This is a genomic window from Candidatus Moraniibacteriota bacterium, assembly GCA_016699875.1.
Classification (GTDB): domain Bacteria; phylum Patescibacteriota; class Minisyncoccia; order Moranbacterales; family UBA1568.
In genome coordinates this window covers 563,926-581,446 of the sequence record CP064989.1, presented here as the reverse complement: position 1 = coordinate 581,446, position 17,521 = coordinate 563,926, and the positions used below count along the sequence as shown (strand labels likewise).

The 17,521-nt window shown below is 49.7% G+C and carries 16 protein-coding genes and 1 tRNA gene; 8 read left to right on the top strand and 9 right to left on the bottom strand.

Annotation, left to right across the window (positions count from 1 at the left end; translation table 11 throughout):
- Positions 1-100: 100 nt before the first annotated feature.
- Positions 101-1,627, bottom strand: coding sequence for a YifB family Mg chelatase-like AAA ATPase (locus IPK84_02945; GenBank protein ID QQS15301.1), 1,527 nt, complete (start codon positions 1,625-1,627; stop codon positions 101-103).
- A gap of 187 nt (positions 1,628-1,814) precedes the next feature.
- Between IPK84_02945 and IPK84_02940 the strand changes: the two genes are divergently transcribed.
- A complete protein-coding gene (locus IPK84_02940; protein QQS15300.1) occupies positions 1,815-2,300 on the top strand; it encodes a hypothetical protein in 486 nt (161 codons plus the stop codon).
- Positions 2,301-2,353: 53 nt separating this feature from the next.
- On the opposite strand, the gene IPK84_02935 is transcribed toward IPK84_02940, so the two are convergent.
- From IPK84_02935 to IPK84_02905, 7 genes are all read right to left on the bottom strand, one after another.
- Positions 2,354-2,776, bottom strand: a complete 423-nt coding sequence (locus tag IPK84_02935; GenBank protein QQS15299.1) for a signal peptidase II — start codon at positions 2,774-2,776, stop codon at positions 2,354-2,356.
- Between the two features lie 8 nt (positions 2,777-2,784).
- Entirely contained in the window at positions 2,785-3,135 is a 351-nt protein-coding gene (locus IPK84_02930) for a TraR/DksA C4-type zinc finger protein (protein ID QQS15298.1), read from the bottom strand.
- A gap of 104 nt (positions 3,136-3,239) precedes the next feature.
- On the bottom strand, positions 3,240-3,644 hold the full coding sequence (locus IPK84_02925) for a YraN family protein (GenBank protein ID QQS15297.1): 405 nt from the start codon (positions 3,642-3,644) through the stop codon (positions 3,240-3,242).
- An 85-nt stretch (positions 3,645-3,729) separates the two neighbouring features.
- Positions 3,730-3,900, bottom strand: a complete 171-nt coding sequence (locus IPK84_02920) for a hypothetical protein (GenBank protein QQS15296.1) — start codon at positions 3,898-3,900, stop codon at positions 3,730-3,732.
- Between the two features lie 549 nt (positions 3,901-4,449).
- Positions 4,450-5,907: a hypothetical protein gene (locus IPK84_02915; GenBank protein ID QQS15295.1), complete on the bottom strand. Its 1,458-nt coding sequence runs from the start codon at positions 5,905-5,907 to the stop codon at positions 4,450-4,452.
- 114 nt (positions 5,908-6,021) lie between these two features.
- Positions 6,022-8,130 carry a polyribonucleotide nucleotidyltransferase gene (gene pnp / locus IPK84_02910; GenBank protein ID QQS15294.1) on the bottom strand — a complete coding sequence of 703 codons (2,109 nt, stop codon included), beginning with the start codon at positions 8,128-8,130 and terminating at the stop codon, positions 6,022-6,024.
- A 165-nt stretch (positions 8,131-8,295) separates the two neighbouring features.
- Positions 8,296-8,478, bottom strand: coding sequence for a hypothetical protein (locus IPK84_02905; GenBank protein ID QQS15293.1), 183 nt, complete (start codon positions 8,476-8,478; stop codon positions 8,296-8,298).
- 213 nt (positions 8,479-8,691) lie between these two features.
- Between IPK84_02905 and glmS the strand changes: the two genes are divergently transcribed.
- The 7 genes from glmS to IPK84_02870 all read left to right on the top strand — a co-directional run bounded on the left by glmS (position 8,692) and on the right by IPK84_02870 (position 16,289).
- Positions 8,692-10,560 (top strand): glutamine--fructose-6-phosphate transaminase (isomerizing), encoded by a 1,869-nt coding sequence (gene glmS, locus IPK84_02900; protein QQS15292.1) that lies wholly within the window; start codon positions 8,692-8,694, stop codon positions 10,558-10,560.
- 305 nt (positions 10,561-10,865) lie between these two features.
- A complete protein-coding gene (locus IPK84_02895) occupies positions 10,866-11,036 on the top strand; it encodes a hypothetical protein (GenBank protein ID QQS15291.1) in 171 nt (56 codons plus the stop codon).
- Between the two features lie 607 nt (positions 11,037-11,643).
- Positions 11,644-12,207, top strand: a complete 564-nt coding sequence (locus IPK84_02890; GenBank protein QQS15290.1) for a guanylate kinase — start codon at positions 11,644-11,646, stop codon at positions 12,205-12,207.
- The gene (gene tilS / locus IPK84_02885; GenBank protein ID QQS15289.1) at positions 12,125-13,183 is read left to right on the top strand and encodes a tRNA lysidine(34) synthetase TilS; all 1,059 of its coding nucleotides are present in this window, start codon (positions 12,125-12,127) and stop codon (positions 13,181-13,183) included. The genes IPK84_02890 and tilS overlap by 83 nt, the downstream gene beginning before the upstream one ends.
- A 120-nt stretch (positions 13,184-13,303) precedes the next feature.
- Positions 13,304-15,175 carry an ATP-dependent zinc metalloprotease FtsH gene (ftsH, locus tag IPK84_02880; GenBank protein QQS15288.1) on the top strand — a complete coding sequence of 624 codons (1,872 nt, stop codon included), beginning with the start codon at positions 13,304-13,306 and terminating at the stop codon, positions 15,173-15,175.
- Between the two features lie 112 nt (positions 15,176-15,287).
- The gene (locus IPK84_02875; GenBank protein ID QQS15287.1) at positions 15,288-16,202 is read left to right on the top strand and encodes a hypothetical protein; all 915 of its coding nucleotides are present in this window, start codon (positions 15,288-15,290) and stop codon (positions 16,200-16,202) included.
- A gap of 13 nt (positions 16,203-16,215) precedes the next feature.
- A tRNA-Val gene (locus tag IPK84_02870) sits at positions 16,216-16,289 on the top strand.
- Positions 16,290-16,358: 69 nt separating this feature from the next.
- Here the strand turns inward: IPK84_02870 and IPK84_02865 are convergent.
- The gene (locus IPK84_02865; protein ID QQS15286.1) at positions 16,359-17,477 is read right to left on the bottom strand and encodes a hypothetical protein; all 1,119 of its coding nucleotides are present in this window, start codon (positions 17,475-17,477) and stop codon (positions 16,359-16,361) included.
- Positions 17,478-17,521: the final 44 nt, after the last annotated feature.

The window sequence follows — 17,521 nt, the reverse complement described above, 5'->3', positions numbered from 1 at the left end:
CCTGCCTACTTAACTTAACGTGTGAATATAAAAAGCCTCGAAGACCATAATGGTTTCTCGAGGCTTTTCAAATTATCAGAAACGGAAAACTCATGTTTCTCTACTCCGTTTTAAACCGATACTGTATTGCTTCGGCGAGGTGTTTGGGGAGGATATGGTCGGCGGCTTCGAGGTCGGCGATGGTTCGGGCGAGCTTGATGAGGCGGTAGTAGGCGCGGGCGGAGAGGCGCATGGTGGAAACAGCTTGCTTCAAGAGACTCTTGGAGGCGCTGTCGAGTGGGCAGGCTTCTCGAATGAGAGCGGATCCCATTTCGGCATTGGTGAATATGCCTTTCTGAGCGAATCGTTCGCGTTGTATAGCACGGGCTTTTTCAACGCGTTCTCGGATAGTGAGGCTTGATTCGGCATTTTCAGGCGCTTCGAGCTTTTCGAACGGGATGCGTGGGACATCGATATGAAGGTCGATGCGATCCATGATAGGACCGGAAATGCGCGTCTTATAGCGAAGCGTCTCGCGTGGCGAGCAGGAGCAGAGGCGGTCGGGGTCGCCCATATTGCCGCACGGACACGGATTCATCGCGGCAACGAGGATGAATCGCGCCGGAAAATGAAGGGAGCCTTTGGCGCGAGAAACGGTGATGTGTCCGTCTTCGAGCGGTTGGCGCAGGTTTTCCAAAATATTTTTTGAAAATTCGCCGAATTCGTCGAGGAAGAGTACGCCTCGGTGAGCCAGGCTGATTTCTCCCGGTCGAGGGAAGGAGCCTCCGCCCACGAGCGAGACGGCGCTCGCGCTGTGATGCGGCGAACGAAATGGCCGCGACGTGACGAGTGTGCTGTTTCGTGTGAGGAATCCGGCGATAGAGAAGATTTTGGTGATCTCGATGCTTTCTTCGAAATCGAGTTTTGGAAGAATCGAAGGAAGTGTCTTGGCGAGGATTGTTTTGCCGCTTCCTGGAGGCCCGCTCATCAAGATGTTATGGCCGCCCGCTGCGGCGATTTCGAGCGCGCGCTTGGCGTGTTCTTGTCCGCGCACATCTTTCATATCGAGGAGGAAAGTCTCTTCTCTGAAGAGCGTTTCCATGTCGATATCGGGGACGGATTCAATTACCTTGGCGCCCGAGAGGTGCTGCGCAACTTCAAAAAGAGACGTGATGGGGACAATGTGGAGGTCTCGCACCATAGCGGCTTCGGCGGCGTTTTTCTCGGGCACGTAGAGCTCCGGTATGCCGAGCTTCTTGGCGAGGAGGGCGATGGGGAGAACCCCGCTTACGGGGCGGACTTTTCCATCGAGGGAGAGCTCGCCGATGAAAAGTTTGTTGTGGAAATCAAAGGAGAGTTGTTCGGTTGCCAGGAGAAAGCCGAGTGCCATCGGGACGTCGTATACCGGGCTATTTTTTGGCAGATCGGCAGGAGCGAGATTTACGGTGATGCGGCCGAATCGGTGGGGCGGGAGAAACCCGCTATTTTTGAGAGCAGAACTCACTCGATCGCGGGATTCCTTGATGGTGGTGTCCGGAAGTCCAACGACAGTGAAGTGATGCATACCCGTATTGAAGGCATCGACTTCCACTTCGACGAGCTCACTTTCGAGTCCGAGTGTTGCGGCAGAGAAAATCTTGGCAGGCATAGTGGGTCAGGAATGAGATAGGATTTCCAGTAAGTTCTCTACTCTAGCGCATGTTGAAACGAAAACGCAAGCAGGAAACCAACAAGTATCAACCAGATACTTGACAAATAATTAATTTCGAAATACACTATTTTCACTTCGGTCCAAAATCATTGTAGTTGTTTTAATAACTTAAAAGGAGAGAAAGATGCCTGAGATTGAAGTTCCCCAACCCTTGGATAGCGAAATTCTTCGCGCATTTTACAACAATGCAGCAATAGGAATCAGTGCAAAGAATTTTAACTTCCCTTCATGGCAAAAAGTGACTCTTGGAGACGAAAGTGTGGGGACAATACCCTTCACGCGACTCCTCTCAGCCCTCGGAATAACCCCCCAAGCCGTCTATAACCAGCTTGTTTCGGATGGTATCGTCAAAAAGAGAAAATGGTGGCAGCTCAGTTACTACCACAATTCCTTACTGAACAGGCAGAAGCGATGGATTTGGGAAACTCGCCGATACGAAGATATTGATCCTTATCCACTTACTCCAGTCGCTTTCACCTCCATAGCCAGACTCCTTGGCAAGCCGATTCGAACATATAAAATCGACCAGTATGACGGGTCCATTTATCAGTTCACCGTCACTCCCAATGGAGAAAGCATAGACGAACGTGCAGAGTCCTTGCGAGTATAGCATCCCCCCTGTTTTTTCGGCATATTACAAATTTTGTTTTGTAATATGCCGTTTTATTTATCCGTAGCCTCTGTAAAAAACAGATACAAAACTAGCAACCCCGCCCCCATACTCACTCCGATATCTGCTATATTAAACGCTGGAAACCAGAGGAATGGCTGAAAATAGTCGGCAACGCATCCATAAACAAGCCGATCAAGCAGATTTGAAATCGCGCCACCCAACAAAAAACCTCCTCCAACAGGGACGAGGTATACAAAACGACTTGCTCTTTCTTCCTGAAGCTCACGAACCACGAAAAATCCTAGAGCACTTACAAAAACTACCCACAATGCTATCAGCCACACTCCTCCCCCGATACCAAACCCAATTCCCGTATTGCAAACAACCTGAGAGAAGAAGCGCTTTCCAATCTGTGCTCCAAACAAGAAGACAGTAAAAAGAATGCTCAATACAATAAATCGCCAGCGAAACATGTTGATAACTAGGAGAGAACCGCGGTTCTTGCAGCTGGATAAGCCCGAAGCCGTTCGATGTTGATTTCTTGACCCGTTTTCTCGCAAATGCCGTAGCTTCCTTTTTCCATACGGTCGAGTGCTGCAAGTACTTCCTGCAATTCATGCTCGAGATCCTGCTCAACAGCAAGGTTATCTACGTAGCCCTCGACTTCGGTCGCGTTCTCATCGATATCCGTGCCAATTTCCTCCATCTGCGTCTTGTATTCACCCGGAACATCGGTTTTGGTGGCAAACTTCGAGAGCGCTTCCTCGAGGCGTGATTTTTCAGTCAGGAGCTTTTCTTTGAGTTCGGAGAGTGTTGCGGCATCAAGAGTCATAGGGGAAAAATTCAAAGATCAAAGTGTGAACACTGAAAACAAAAACCCTTCTTCAAGTATAGAGAGACAGGGTTCAGTTGTCCAGTTTTTTATTCTTGCGAATTTCAAACAAAGATGTGTTCAAAATGGCGAATAGTGGTTGATCCTGTCTTATCAATGAGAATGGTAACGGCGTCGAAGTGGTAGGAGGAGTCCCGGAGATGTCGTGATTGCAAGTAATATGTTGCTATTTTCTCAAGTTTTCGGAGTTTTCCCGGCGTGAGATTGTCTTCCGGGAATACTGTTCCCATCTCTCCTTTTCGTGTCTTCACCTCGACAAAGACAATTGTATCCCCTTTTTTTGCTATGATATCTATTTCTCCCAGCTGTTTCCCTCGCGGATTTCTGTAATTCATCTCGAGAATTTTGAACCCCTTGTTTTTGAGATAGAGAGCGGCAGTGCGTTCCCCGCTTTTCCCGAGCGAGCTGCGTTTGTGTCGAAACGGCTGTAAGAGAGAGAATGGCAGCATCCTGTTTATAAAGGCGGGATTATGAATATTGAATATCCTAGAGCAATGGGGATATTTTTTCAAACAAAAAACACCCTTTCGGGCTTTAAAGTGCTTCTTTTTGCGAATATGAGAGTTGGTTGCCGGGCGTCAGACGCCCAAATATGAAATAAATTGGCGAGACGCCCGGCCATGCGCCAACGCGTATTCCGGTTACGTAGCCAACGGGTGAGGAGGCATCGGTAATCCATTGAGAATTCGCGTGATTTGTACGCATGAAGTTGTAACACTCTTCCGATTGAGTGTCGCCCGTACCGTATCCTTGGCATGTAGCCTGTTTTTTTGGAATCCTTTACTCGATTCCTTTTTTGAAAGAACTGTTGTTTGGCTTTTTCTTTTTATTTTTCTGTCTTTATTTTTGTGCGACAGGAAAATTTTGTTTTTGTTTTTTTGGTTTCTCCTTGTCGGATGAAGGAGAGCCTCTGAAATTTTTCAGAGGAGGAACAGTAGGGGGGTTCCAATCGCAAATAGGGGGAAATTGCGATTGGAACCCCGCTACCATTCGAGAAGAGCGGACTTCACCGGACGGGTCAACTGAATATTTTATTTTTTTAATGAACCGCTTCCTTTTTCAACCGATCACATCCCAAGTATAGCAGAAAAAAAGAGTGGGGTCAACGCAGGGAAAATGTTTTTGAAGAATGCGAGTATACAAGCAATTTTCTTCTCGGGATTTTTCTTGCCGTTTAAGAATATCTTCGCTGAAAATTTAACGAAGAAAAAAAGAATTTCTTTTTTTCTGTTGCATAAGCCAGCAATCAACCATCTACTGCTTCGAATCTATGATCGTATCGAGTACGGCGCGCTCAGAATTTTTACTGGTACCAAGTACGAGTGTGTTTTCATTGATGGCGTAGTCGAATGACAGAGGTGTTTCTGAAGAAAGGTTGAAGTATTGTATGGTGACCCCCTTGTAGGCAGTGGTTGAGAATATTGCTGCTGGTATGGTCGGAGGTGTATCGACTAAAAGAATGTTCTTGAGGCTCAGCGGCAGCGTTCTCTCTGATTCTGCGAGGTATTTTCTGGTGGCATCGACATCCTTGGTTGCGATGGAGAGAACTATTCGCGGTTCGTTATTGTCAAGGAATATGAAAAGAGTGAAGTTATTGTCGAGACTGTTCAGTAGGTCGCCGGAAAGTCCCAGATTGAAAATAGAGGCAAAAATGAAGAATGCGATTGGTGTGTTGGTTTTGTCGACTACGGAAAACGGTACCGGACCGGTCATGCTGGCCTTCCGCATATCGTCAGCGTCTTGTATAAGTCGCTCCCGAAGCGTTGAGACGGTTTCTGTTTCGACGTCGACGATGAATGGATTGGCGTTGGTCGTGGAAAATGGGAGCGAATCGTCTGATTGTTCGCGAAGATCATCGGCGGACTTGTTGCTGGATATGTCTGGAATGTTCGGAAGATTGACTGTCGGAAGGTTGAATCCTTCGGAAGAGAAGCGGGTTTTCCAGAAATAGAAGGCTCCGCCGCCGATAGATCCTATTACGACCAGTATCATCAGATAATGCTTCCACCCCCATCGCTCCTTGAGGATGATATTGTCAGACATGAGTTTCTTGTCGGTCGGCGCTTTTCGCAGAGAGATTTTTTTCTGCGCTTTCTTCGGCGCTGTTTTTTTTGCATGGGTCGCTTGTGTTGGTGTCGCGACTGGCCAGGTCCCGGTCCGCAAAGATTCCTGTGGTGTGACCGGCAGCTTCAATGCTTCATTTGGTGCCGGTGCTGATTCGGGAACATTTGCGCTGGGAATTTCTAATGATGTTTGTTGCCCGATATTGAGACGCATCGGTCCTCGAGGTGTCGGGGATGTAGGGGTTGGTGCCGCGTGGAATGATGGAAGGTTGAGTGGTGTTGACGAGGAGGCTGATGGAACCGCGATATCGCCGGATTCATTTGGTGAAGGGGTTTCTTGATGAGGTTCCCCTTCTGGAGCCTGTGGTTCAGATTCCTCGATAGTATGAGTGCGTGCCGGTTCGCTCGGCTCTAGAACATATTCCGATTGAGAGAAGGGGCTGTCGGATGGTACGGATATATTTGCCGACTGAGTCTCAATGGCTGACTCTTTTGTTTCCGAAGTTTTCTGCTGAGTAGACTCTATTTCCATGTGTCCACTTTTGGCTATTTCATCCAAATCATGTTGCATGACGTGGATTTTTGCGTCGATCATTTCGTGGGTATCGTCTTTGTTTGATGCTGACATTTTTCGCGAGAAGAATCCCATAGCATTTTGTTTTTGAACAAGAAAGAAGGCGGAACTTCTTCCGCCTCTCATTCTACCACAAACTGTCGTTTCGGACGAGCATGCGATTTGTGTTCAGTGTTGTATCTGATCAGATCAGGATAGCACCTCTTTGAGGGCGGCTTTTCTTGAGAGGTTTATGCGACCTTGGTCGTCAATATTTTTCACGATAACGGGAATCATATCGCCAACATGAACAATGTCCTCGACGCGCTCGACGCGCTCATTGGCGAGCTCGGAAATATGCACCAATCCTTCTTGGTTTGGGAGGACTTCGACAAAGGCGCCGAAATTCATGAGGCGCGTGACGCGTCCCTGAAACAATTCGCCGGGCTTTACCTCACGCGTGAGGTTATTGATCCACTCGACCGCCTTCTTGGAGCTCACTTCGTCAGGTGATGTGACAAATACGGATCCGTCGTCCTCGATGTCTATTTCAACACCGGTTTCGTCGATAATGCGATTGATCATTTTCCCTCCCGGTCCGATAACATCACGGATCTTTTCCGGATTGATGTGAAGCACGATGATGCGCGGCGCGTAGGGTGAAAGCGCGGTGCGTGCCTCGGGAAGCGTTGCCAGCATTTTCCCGAGGATTTCGGCGCGATTGTCTTTTGCCTGCAAGAGCACTGCTTCGAGCATGGGGAGCGTGACACCGTCCACTTTCACATCCATTTGAATGGCGGTGAGTCCCTTGGTGGTTCCTGCGGCTTTGAAGTCCATGTCGCCATAGTGATCTTCGAGTCCCTGGATATCGGTCAATACTTTGTACTGCTTCTCGCTGCCGACGATGATGCCCATCGCTATGCCGGAGACCGGCGCTTTGATAGGGACGCCGGCGTCCATGAGAGCGAGTGTTGATCCGCAGGTTGATGCCATGGACGATGATCCGTTTGAAGAGAGAATTTCCGAAACCAAAAGAATGGTGTATGGGAAGTCTTCTTTGTTGGGGAGCACAGGGACCAATGCTTTTTCGGCGAGGGCGCCATGTCCTACTTCGCGCCGTCCGGGGCCGCGCATCGGACGTACTTCGCCGACGGAGTACGGCGGGAAATTGTAGTGGTGAATATATCGCTTCTTCATATCGACTTCCATGGTGTCGATGATTTGCTCATCACCCGGAGAGCCAAGTGTTGCAACGGTGAGCGCTTGGGTTTCGCCGCGTGTGAAGAGTCCGGTGCCGTGTGTGCGCGGGAGGACGCCGACCTGGCATGTAATGGGGCGAACCTCGGTCAAAGCGCGTCCATCCGGGCGTTTCTCGTGCTGCAAAATATTCTCGTGCACGATTTCATCGGAGAGTTCTTCGAAGACTTGCTCGGTAACCTCGCGAATTTTTGGAACATTTGCATGAACTTCGTTGATTTGCTTGTCGACGTATTCGCGAATTTCGCGGAGTCGGTCGTAGGTTTCTTTCTTGCCCTTGAGGTAGAGCGCTTGAGCGAGACCTTTCTCTTCGAACCATCGGCGAATATCGTCCTCGACTTCCTTGGGAGCTTCGAGGAGTGTTGGCACGAGCTTTTCCTTGCCAACTTCCTTTCGGATCGACTCGATAAAGTCGGCGATTTTTTTGATAGCGTCGAAGCCAAAGGCAAAGGCTTCTATCATGACGGATTCCGGTACCTCCTTGGCGGATACCTCCATCATGTTGATCTTCTCGTTTGTTCCGGCGATGAGAAGATCGAATTCGCTCTCAGCTCGCTCGCCGTTTACGGGATTTAAGATGAAATTTTCATTCATTCTTCCGACGCGAACGGCACCGATCGGCCCGTTCCAGGGGATGTCTGAGAGGGCGAGTGCGGCAGATGCGGCAATCATTCCGATGGTATCGGGGTCATTTTCGCCATCGAATGAGAGGGTAGTGACGACCACTTGCACGTCGTTTCGCATTCGAGCATTGAAAAGCGGGCGAATGGTGCGGTCGACGGCGCGTCCGGTCAATACGGCATCGTCGGACGGGCGTCCTTCGCGTTTCACAAATCGCGAGCCCTTTATCTTCCCTGCGGCGTAGTAGCGTTCTTCGTAGTCGACGAGGAGCGGAAAATATCCCGAAATATTCGAGGGATTCTTGCCGATCACGGCGGTCGCAAGGACGACGGTGTCGCCGTATTGGGCGCGCACGGCGCCGTTTGCCTGCCCCGCGAGGAGTCCGGTTGAAAGCTCAAGGACTCTCCCTCCTATTTGGAGGGACCATTTTTGCTCTTGCATAAGCGGATTCTGCCCGCTTGGAAGCCGCTAAACACGGAGGAGTCACCAAGATTTCCGGAGAATCTTGGGTATTCTTCTGTGCCGAGGGCGATTCCTGCGAGCGTTTCTTAAAGAAAAAAATAAACCGTATCTTCGGGAAAAGTATACGGCTTTTACGGCGAAGCGTCAATGCAGGATCATGTAGGCGGCTATGATGGCGCCATAGAGGATGAGTGTAGTGATGTGGACGAGCCACTTCCAGGATTTGAACCGTTGCCAGCGGATGCCGAGTGTCAAATCGACCGCCATGGAAAGACCGGCTCCGCTGGTGAGGAGGATAAAGAGAATGAGAATTTCTTTGGGGGGCATAATGGGCTGCTTCTGGTATTTCTTGACTAAATAGCCTAGAAATTTCCCGGGCATCTGTCAATGTTGTCGGATATTTTCCGCATTGTTTTTTCTCTCTTTCTTTGCTACACCACAAGAAGAATGTCGGTTTTTTGAAACAATGCGAATATCTGCTGAGATCCTGGCGAAGTGCTGGGGTTCGGAGGTTTTAGATGAACGTTAACACATGCGTCTATGTGCGGAGTGGTTGGAGTGGTGACCGAATCCGGATCGGATGCGGTTGAGTCGGGAGTGAGTGCTTTGTTGCGGCTTGAATACCGCGGATACGACAGTGCCGGTATTGCCACACTCTCTGACAGTGTGATTCGTGTCGTCAAAAAGCAGGGCGGCATTAGCGACGGGTTGGTGCCCGAGATGCGGTCGAAGCAGTTAAGCGGAGACTTCCCTGCTGCAGCTCCGATCGCTATTCTCCACACACGCTGGGCGACACATGGCGGCGCGACCGATACGAATGCGCATCCGCATACGGATTGTTCCGGGAAGATAGCCGTGGTTCACAATGGCATTATCGAGAATTACCGCGAGTTGAAAGAGGAGCTCGTGGCATCGGGGCATGTTTTCCGCTCGGAAACCGACACGGAAGTTATCGCGCATCTTATAGAAGAAGAACGAAAGACTTCCCGGTCACTTCCAGATGCGATCCGATCAGCGCTTGTGCGCGTGCGAGGCACCTACGGACTCTTGGTTCTCGGGTCGGATGAGCCGGGGAGTCTTTTTGCTGCGAAGCAGGGAAGTCCGCTTTTGGTTGGTGTGGGAGAGAATGAGTATATCGTGGCATCTGATCCGTCGGCTATTGTGTCACGGACGCGCGACGTTTTCTTTCTCGAAGACGGAGAAATATCTCATATACGGTCAGATAAACACGTCATATCTCGTGTGGACGGTCACAGTGCCAAGACAAAGACGCTCGAAACTATCGACTGGTCGCTTGAAGAAGCGGAAAAGGGCGGCTACCCGCACTTTATGTTCAAGGAAATTATGGAGCAGCCCCGCGTTATCGAAGATGCGCTTCGGGGGCGGCTCAAAGATGGCGCGGCTACGGCGCGTTTGGGCGGGCTTTCCAGTGTGGATAAGGCAATTGGAAATATCCGGTCATTTCAATTTGTCTCGTGCGGGACGTCGCTTCATGCTGGTATGGTGGGCGAACATCTCTTTGAGGATATAGCGGGGAAGCTGGCCAAATCGACGCCTGCTTCGGAATTCCGCTATAAGAACCCCGTGCTCAATGCGGAAACGGCTTTGATCGCGCTTTCACAATCGGGCGAGACAGCGGATACGCTTGCGGCGGTTGAGGAGGCTGAGCGGAAGGGTGCGTTAACGCTCGGCATCGTGAATGTTGTCGGTTCAACTATTGCACGGAAGACAATGGCAGGCGTCTATACGCATGCCGGACCGGAAATTTCCGTCGCTTCTACCAAGGCATTTACCTCCCAGCTCGCCGTACTTTCACTTATGGCGCTCTCATTGGGGCGTCGCGGTACGCTTTCGCTTGCCGGCGGCAAGGAATTCGCTCGGCAGCTCCGGCAGATTCCTGACAAGATACAGCGGATATTGACGCAGAAAGACGCGATACGGTCTGTGGCAGAGCGTTTTTCGGCATGTGCGGACTTTTTCTATCTTGGACGACGATACAGTGCGCCGGTCGCCTTTGAAGGAGCGCTCAAAATCAAGGAAATAGCCTATGTTCATGCCGAAGCCTATCCTGCCGGAGAAATGAAGCATGGTCCCTTGGCACTTGTCGAAGCGGGCTTTCCTTGCGTCTTTGTTGCTCCTTGCGATAGCGTCTATGAGAAAACAGTAAGCAATATGCAAGAAGTGAAGGCTCGCCAAGGGAGTATTATTGCGGTTACGACAGAAGGCAACACCGAGTTGCTCGACAAGGGGCTTGCCGATGCGTGTTTCTTTATTCCCGAGACGCTCGAATCGCTTTCCCCGCTTCTCTCTGTCATTCCCTTGCAGCTCTTTGCTTATTTTGTCGCCGCGGCGCGCGGTGAGGCGATCGATCGCCCGAGGAATCTTGCCAAAAGTGTGACCGTGGAATAGCTCGGAGCTTTTCTCAGAGCGTATTTTCCATAGAAATATCCCGCTTATTTTTTCAGAGGTTTGTCCTTGTGCATTTTTCTCTCTTGTATCGCGATCTTGAAATTCTGAAGAAGAAAAATGCCACTTTTTGCTTGTATAGAGCGACAATTCACGATATACTCTCGAGTGCCCTTGACAAGATTTCAAGGGTATGCTAACTTGCTCAATATTGAGTTGATTTTCCGCTCGACACGCTGGCTCTTGGTCCTGGTTTTTCTAGGGACCTTGGGTCAAAACGCCAAGGCAAACCTCGAGGAGGATATGCCATGAAGAATCAGGAGCACCTGAACAATGAAGGAATCTCTTTCGTGAGCGCTACCACCGCCAGCGCCTTCTACCGGCCCAATCCCGGCGCTGCCACTCTGGATATGAGTATGATGACCAACGGCAACGTCAGCGGTGGTGCCGGCCTGGGCCTGGGCATCGTCGGCTGCTAGTAACCTAGCCCCTTAGCGGGAGGTGAGAGGGTTCGTGATACCCTCTCTGCTAGCTGGCTGTAAGTCCGAAAGAAAGGGCTGCGCCATTTGCTGAAGCAGGGATTTGTCCTTGCATAAGTGGTGGTTTCCAGCCCTATTGTTGTGTGTTGTTGTGTGTGCTCTGTAACCTAACCGAGTGGCTAGTAGCCCTCGCGCGCAAAATGTTAGGAGCAGCACATGTAGCGCGGCTCTTACCGAGTCGCCGCGGACAATAACTTCCGCGCTCGGTGAGGCGTAACCTTACTCGCCGCTTCATCGGAGGCTAGTCCTCCACGGCTCGAGGCGGCAGAGTACGTGATCCGCATAACGCTTGCGACCGCGTAATGAAGAATGCGAGTCGCTTGCAACAACGCTTTGGCGCGTTATGCGGGTTTTTCTCAGTCCAAACCTAAAAAAGGAGGATGAGTATTGCCTATGAAGGTGTGAGGGTGTTTGTTTTTCTTTTAAATTTCTTTTTCTTGGAAAATTCTTGAAAAAAATTTAGCCCCTGTGGATAATAACTATTCCAGGGGCTTTTTATTTTCTTTGGAGTCCTTGATTCTTGTGGGAAATCGCGGTAGGCTGGGGCATGGAATCGAAACTGTTTATTATTTCCGGGCCGTCGGGTGCAGGGGAAGATTCTATCATCTCTCGATTGGAAGAGCATCTTTCGATTGAGCGCGTGGTGACGACGACGACGCGTGCGCCGCGGGCGGGCGAATCCGAGGGGAATCCCTACTATTTCGTGTCCGAAGACGTCTTCGAGGCGGGCATTCGGGAGCAGAGATTCCTTGAGTATACGCGGCAATACAATGGCAATCTCTACGGTGTTACTTTTGATGAGATCGAGCGCGTACGAAATTCCGGAAAAATCGGCATTTGGAAGATAGAATGGAAAGGCGTTCTCACGGCGAAGAAACTTTTTCCGGATATTGTTGCTATTTTGATTACTGTTCCCTCTCTGGCGGTGCTTGAGGCGCGTATTCGTCGTCGCGACCCGCATGTGACCGATGCCTATATCGCCGAGCGGATGGACTATACGCGCGAATGGCTGCGCCACACCGATATTTATGACTACACTGTCGTCAATGAAGAAGGACAGCTCGATGAAGCTGTCCGGAAAACGCTCGACATTATCGAGAGGTGCGCCTGATCGGCAGTCTTTTCTGAAAAATCTCCAGAATACTGCGCACCGTTTTTCACTCTGGAAGGCAGGAGATTCGATGATTGTTGCGGTTTCGGGCGGTCCGGATAGTCTGTGTCTCTTAGACTGTCTGGTGGCTCTCGGGAAGAAATACGATTGGAAGCTCCACATCGCACATGTGAACTATTCGCTTCGAGGCGAAGAATCCGATCTTGATGAGTGGCTGGTGCGAGAGCGGGCAGGCTTTTATGCTCTTCCGGTTACAGTGTTGCATCCGGATATGTCTGACTATGCCGGAAACCTTGAGGCTCGGCTTCGCGATATTCGGTATAACTTTTTTGAAACGATTCGGGTACAGCTTGGATTTGATGCAATTGCCGTCGCGCACAATCGGGATGATCAGGCTGAAACGGTTCTCTTGCGACTCTTGCGAGGTTCGGGACTTCGCGGTTTGGGAGCGATGCGTCCTCGGGCGGGAGTGATTATTCGTCCGCTACTCCTTACTTCGAGGGAGGATATCTTGCGCTACCTCAAGGAAAATGCGCTTCCCTTCCGTATTGATGGAAGCAATACCGACCCGAAATTTACGCGCAATCGCGTTCGTCATGAACTTCTTCCTGTTCTTGAGACATTGAATCCGAATATTCGAGATACGCTTGCTCGATCAGCGTTGTCTCTCGCTGACGATATCGACCTGCTCGAGCGGTGTATTGATGGGGCACATTCCGTTATCGAAAATGCCGATGGCAGTGGATTTTCTTTGCTTGTGACGAATTTTCTTGTGCTTTCGGATGCTTCTCAGCGATCTACGCTTCGAGCATTGATCGAGCGGTTCAGTGACAGCACATTGCCGCCTTCATTCTCAACTATCGAGGAAATGCGGAATTTTATTGCGAGTACGAAGAATAAGGTAGCGGAAAAGTCCTTTTGTGGCTTGAAATTCATGCGAAGAGGTGCTAGAGTATCGGTACTTCGTGAGAAATAATTATTGGTTTCGAACTCGTCGCACTTCCCTGTTGAATATCTCGTTTTCGCGAGTCTTTTTCGAAACGTTTTCTCCTGAGCGAGGTACTTATTGAGTATATAATTCGCGCAACGTACTTTCATGAACAAGCTTTTCAAAAACATTGGTGCCGTCGTTATCATTTTCTTGTTGGTTTCCGGCATTATTATTCTCTACCAGTCTCCGAAAGGGCGCCCCACAGATGTATCGCTCAATGAATTGGTGTCCGAGATAAACGATGCCAAAGTGTCTTCAGTCGAGGTGAGTGGCAATTCCCTGGCTATAGAGCTCAAAGACGGCAATAAACAGAAGGCGACCAAAGAAACCGAGGGAGCGCTTACGGAAACGCTTCGCAATTATGGCGTTGATACCAATAAGCTGAAAGACGTAAAAATAACCGTCAAGGAGGACTCGGGCGCCGCGCTTTGGCTTGGTGCTATTCTTCCTTTTCTTTTGCCGTTCATTCTCATAGCCGGCTTTATCTGGTTTATGATGAAGCAGGCGCAGCGGGGAAATGCTCAGGCACTTTCGTTCGGCATGAGTCGGGCGCGCATGCTCGATCCAAAGAATAAGAAAAAACGCATTACTTTTGCCGATGTTGCCGGCGCTCTTGAAGCGAAAAATGAGCTTCAGGAGGTCGTTGAATTTCTCAAACATCCCAAGAAATTCCTCACGATTGGTGCGCGTATTCCCAAGGGAGTGCTTCTGCTTGGTTCTCCCGGAACCGGGAAGACGCTTATGGCAAAAGCGGTTGCCGGTGAGGCGCAGGTACCTTTCTTCAATATTAGCGGTTCGGAATTTGTGGAAATGTTTGTCGGTGTGGGTGCGAGCCGTGTGCGCGATCTCTTTAAGCAAGCCAAGAAGAATGCGCCAGCTATCGTCTTTATCGATGAAATAGACGCGGTTGGGCGTCACCGGGGCGCCGGTTTGGGCGGCGGACACGACGAACGCGAACAAACGCTCAATCAAATTCTCGTTGAGATGGACGGCTTTGAGACGGAGACGAATGTTATCGTGATTGCTTCTACCAATCGTCCGGATGTGCTCGATCCGGCGCTTCTTCGTCCGGGACGATTCGATCGACGGGTCATGATGGACCTTCCGGATATCAATGAGCGCGAAGCGATATTGAAAATCCATGTGAAGAACAAACCGCTTGAAGAAAAAGTTCGTCTGCGTACCATTGCGGAGCGCACTCCGGGCTTTTCCGGTGCTGATCTTTCGAATCTGGTGAATGAGGCGGCTATACTCTCGGCGCGCCGTGATAAAAAGGAAATCGGTGCTACGGAACTTGCCGAGTCGATCGAGAAGGTGATTTTGGGGCCTGAGCGCCGAAGTCGAGCGATCAATCCCAAAGAAAAGGAAATCGTTGCCTACCATGAAGGCGGTCATGCTCTGGTGGCGGCGAGTCTTCCTCATGCTGATCCCGTGCAGAAAGTGTCCATTATTTCGCGCGGACATGCTGGCGGATACACGCTTGCGGTTCCGGTCGAAGATAAGACCCTGCAGTCATTCCACCATTTCCGAGACGAGCTCGCCACATTTCTTGGCGGCTATGCCAGTGAGAAGCTGGTCTTTGGCGATGTGACAACGGGTCCGTCGAATGATCTTGAGCGCGCGACGCAGATGGCTCGAAATATTGTGACGCGATTTGGCATGAGTACGCTCGGACCTCGCACGTTTGGCAAAAAGGACGAGCTTGTCTTTTTGGGTCGTGAGATGCATGAAGAGCGGAATTATTCCGAAAAGACCGCTGAAGCGATCGATGCTGAAGTTTCTCGGCTGGTCAATGATGCGTTTTCGCAGGCAACAGCTATCTTGAATGAAAAACGCGATACTTTGAATCGTATTGCAAAGACATTGCTTGAGAAAGAAACGCTTGAGAGGGATGAATTTGCCGCTATTGTTCAAGGGAAAGAAATACCGACTTCTGAGAAAGATGCGTCAAATGAAAAAATCCGGAAGGAAGAATGATCGAGTGCTTTTATCTTTCGTGCGTGCAATGCATCGCTTTTTCGTTTGAAAGAGAGGTTTCTGCGATATCTCTGTTTACCTATTTTCCCTTGGTTTTTGCTGACAAGGTGCTATGAATACTCGCATCGATATTCGTATTCCACTGAAAAGTGGCTTTCGGGCCGTATTCTCAGATCCGCTCTTTTTGCTTTGGGGAGCGGCGATTGCTGTGCCGAAAGGGATTTTGCAGCTCTCCCTGTTTGATGGTACGGGGTTTAGTGCTTTCGACACTTTTTCTCGAAACTCTGAATCCGTATCTTTTCAGGAGGCACTTATTCTCCTTGTTATTATCTCGGGTATTTTTCTGGCGGGTTCGTCAGGTATTGTCGCGCTCGTATCTCTTATGAGTCGACATGAAAACGGCGATGGGCTTTCTTTTTCCAGTGCTTGGATATCTGTGAAGCAGAGAATGAGATATGTTGTCGCTCTGGAAATGCTCCTCATGGCTCTTGTGATTGCTGTGGGGAGTATCCTCTCTATTCCGTCGGATTTGGCTGCTGTTCGCGGGCTTGAAAGTCTTTCTCGTGGATTGTCCTACTCAGCACTCGGACTTCTGCTGTCCATTTCGCTGGTACTCTTCTTTCTCCGTCAATATGCCGCGCTCTACCTTTCCCTTTCGAAGATTTCTCTCCGATCAGCTTTGGAGAATGCAACAAGATTGTTTCGTTTGCACATCAAGGAGACGATTCTCTTGAGTATTGTCCTGCTCCTTTTGGAATTAGCGGCGCTCTTTGTAGTCTCTGATATATTTCTGTTTACGCAGAGTATTTTTGGAAAGACACTCTCCTTTTTAAGTGGCGTCTCCGGAACGCTTTTCGAATGGGTATGCGTACTCGGAGTTCTCTCAATGATCGAAGCATGGAAGTGGGCTTCATGGACATCCTTTTTCCGTATGATTGCGCTGCCAAGAGATCCTGAGCGTAGTGTTTTGCAAAAAACAGAAACCGTGCTACAACAGGAAAGTGCCGTGAGTCTTGATGAGGCATAGCGGGAGTTGATACGGGTCTGTAGCTCAGTTGGTTAGAGCGCTACATTGACATTGTAGAGGTCTCCAGTTCGAGTCTGGACAGACCCACCCACAAGAAATAAACACTTCCCGAATGTGAGAAGTGTTTATTTTTCCTTTTGAATAAAAATCGTCTCTCTAGTTAATTACGCGGCAGTTTGTCCCGCAGTAATCATCGGCCGATGCCGTTGTTGGCGAGCTCATTGTTTGTTGACCGGCATCATTTGGCCCCACGATGTCGGTGCCGGACCCGTCGGTATTGAAGAGTGCTCCGACGTTTTCAGAAATTAGCGCGTTTGACTCTTGAGAGAGTTCGCTTCCAAGGTTTTGCGCGAAGCTTGCGCCGACTGGTCCGAGCCCTACCTTGCTGAGCGTTTGCTGAATGAGCGAGTTTACATAGGCTTGAATGACGCCCGTTACGAGTTCAGAGGGATTTTGAGCGATGGCGAGCGCTTTTGCCGGGAGCGTTTGAACTGCGGAAACAATGTCCGAAATAGTTTGCGGCGGTGTAACAACGAGTCCCTTGGCATTTGTTTGCGGCTTGTAGCCGGTTATTCCGGCTTGCGTCTTTGCAATGGCTTGATTTTTTTCGTTTTCTTGAGCGTATTTTTGTTCGGTAATAAGCGGTATGCCTCGAGGATTGTTCTGCGGCTTCATGATTTCCGAAAAACAACGGTAGTCCCCTTTGGCAAGTGAGCCCGATGGATCCGGACAGACTTGGTCTAGAGTGTACTTCGTCACATCGGTCTCGAGGCTTTTCAGGGTATTCTTCCCGATAGTTGAAAGATACTCGGGATAGTTCTTTATAGTGTTTATTTGGGATGAAACACTTTTCAACGTATTTACTCCCTCGGAAGAGGCGACGTAATTTCCTCCCGATCCTTTCCCGCTAAACATCTTCGGAAAGAAATCGTTGAGCACTACGTCACTGGCTTTCTTTGATGACTCAGTGTAGATGAATTGTTTCCAGTCGGAGATAATGAGAGATCCCTGTCCCCCGGTTCCGTTGACGAGTCGCAATACCTGTTGATTGACGGTTCGTATGGCGGCATTTTTCACAACGCTTAAGGTGACGCCTTTTATTTTTTCGGCAATTTGATCGAGATTGAAGAGCATCATATTTGCTGCTGTCGGCTCTCCCCAGTATCCGGCACGGGCTGGCACAGCAAAGAACACGCTTAGAGAGAGTGTGGCCACAACAAAGCCTCCTCGTTTGAGGTAATGGGGGAAAGAGAAGTTGTTTTTTATTTTGTTCACACGAAACGAATCACGGTCACACTAAACCCACTTCTATTCTCGAA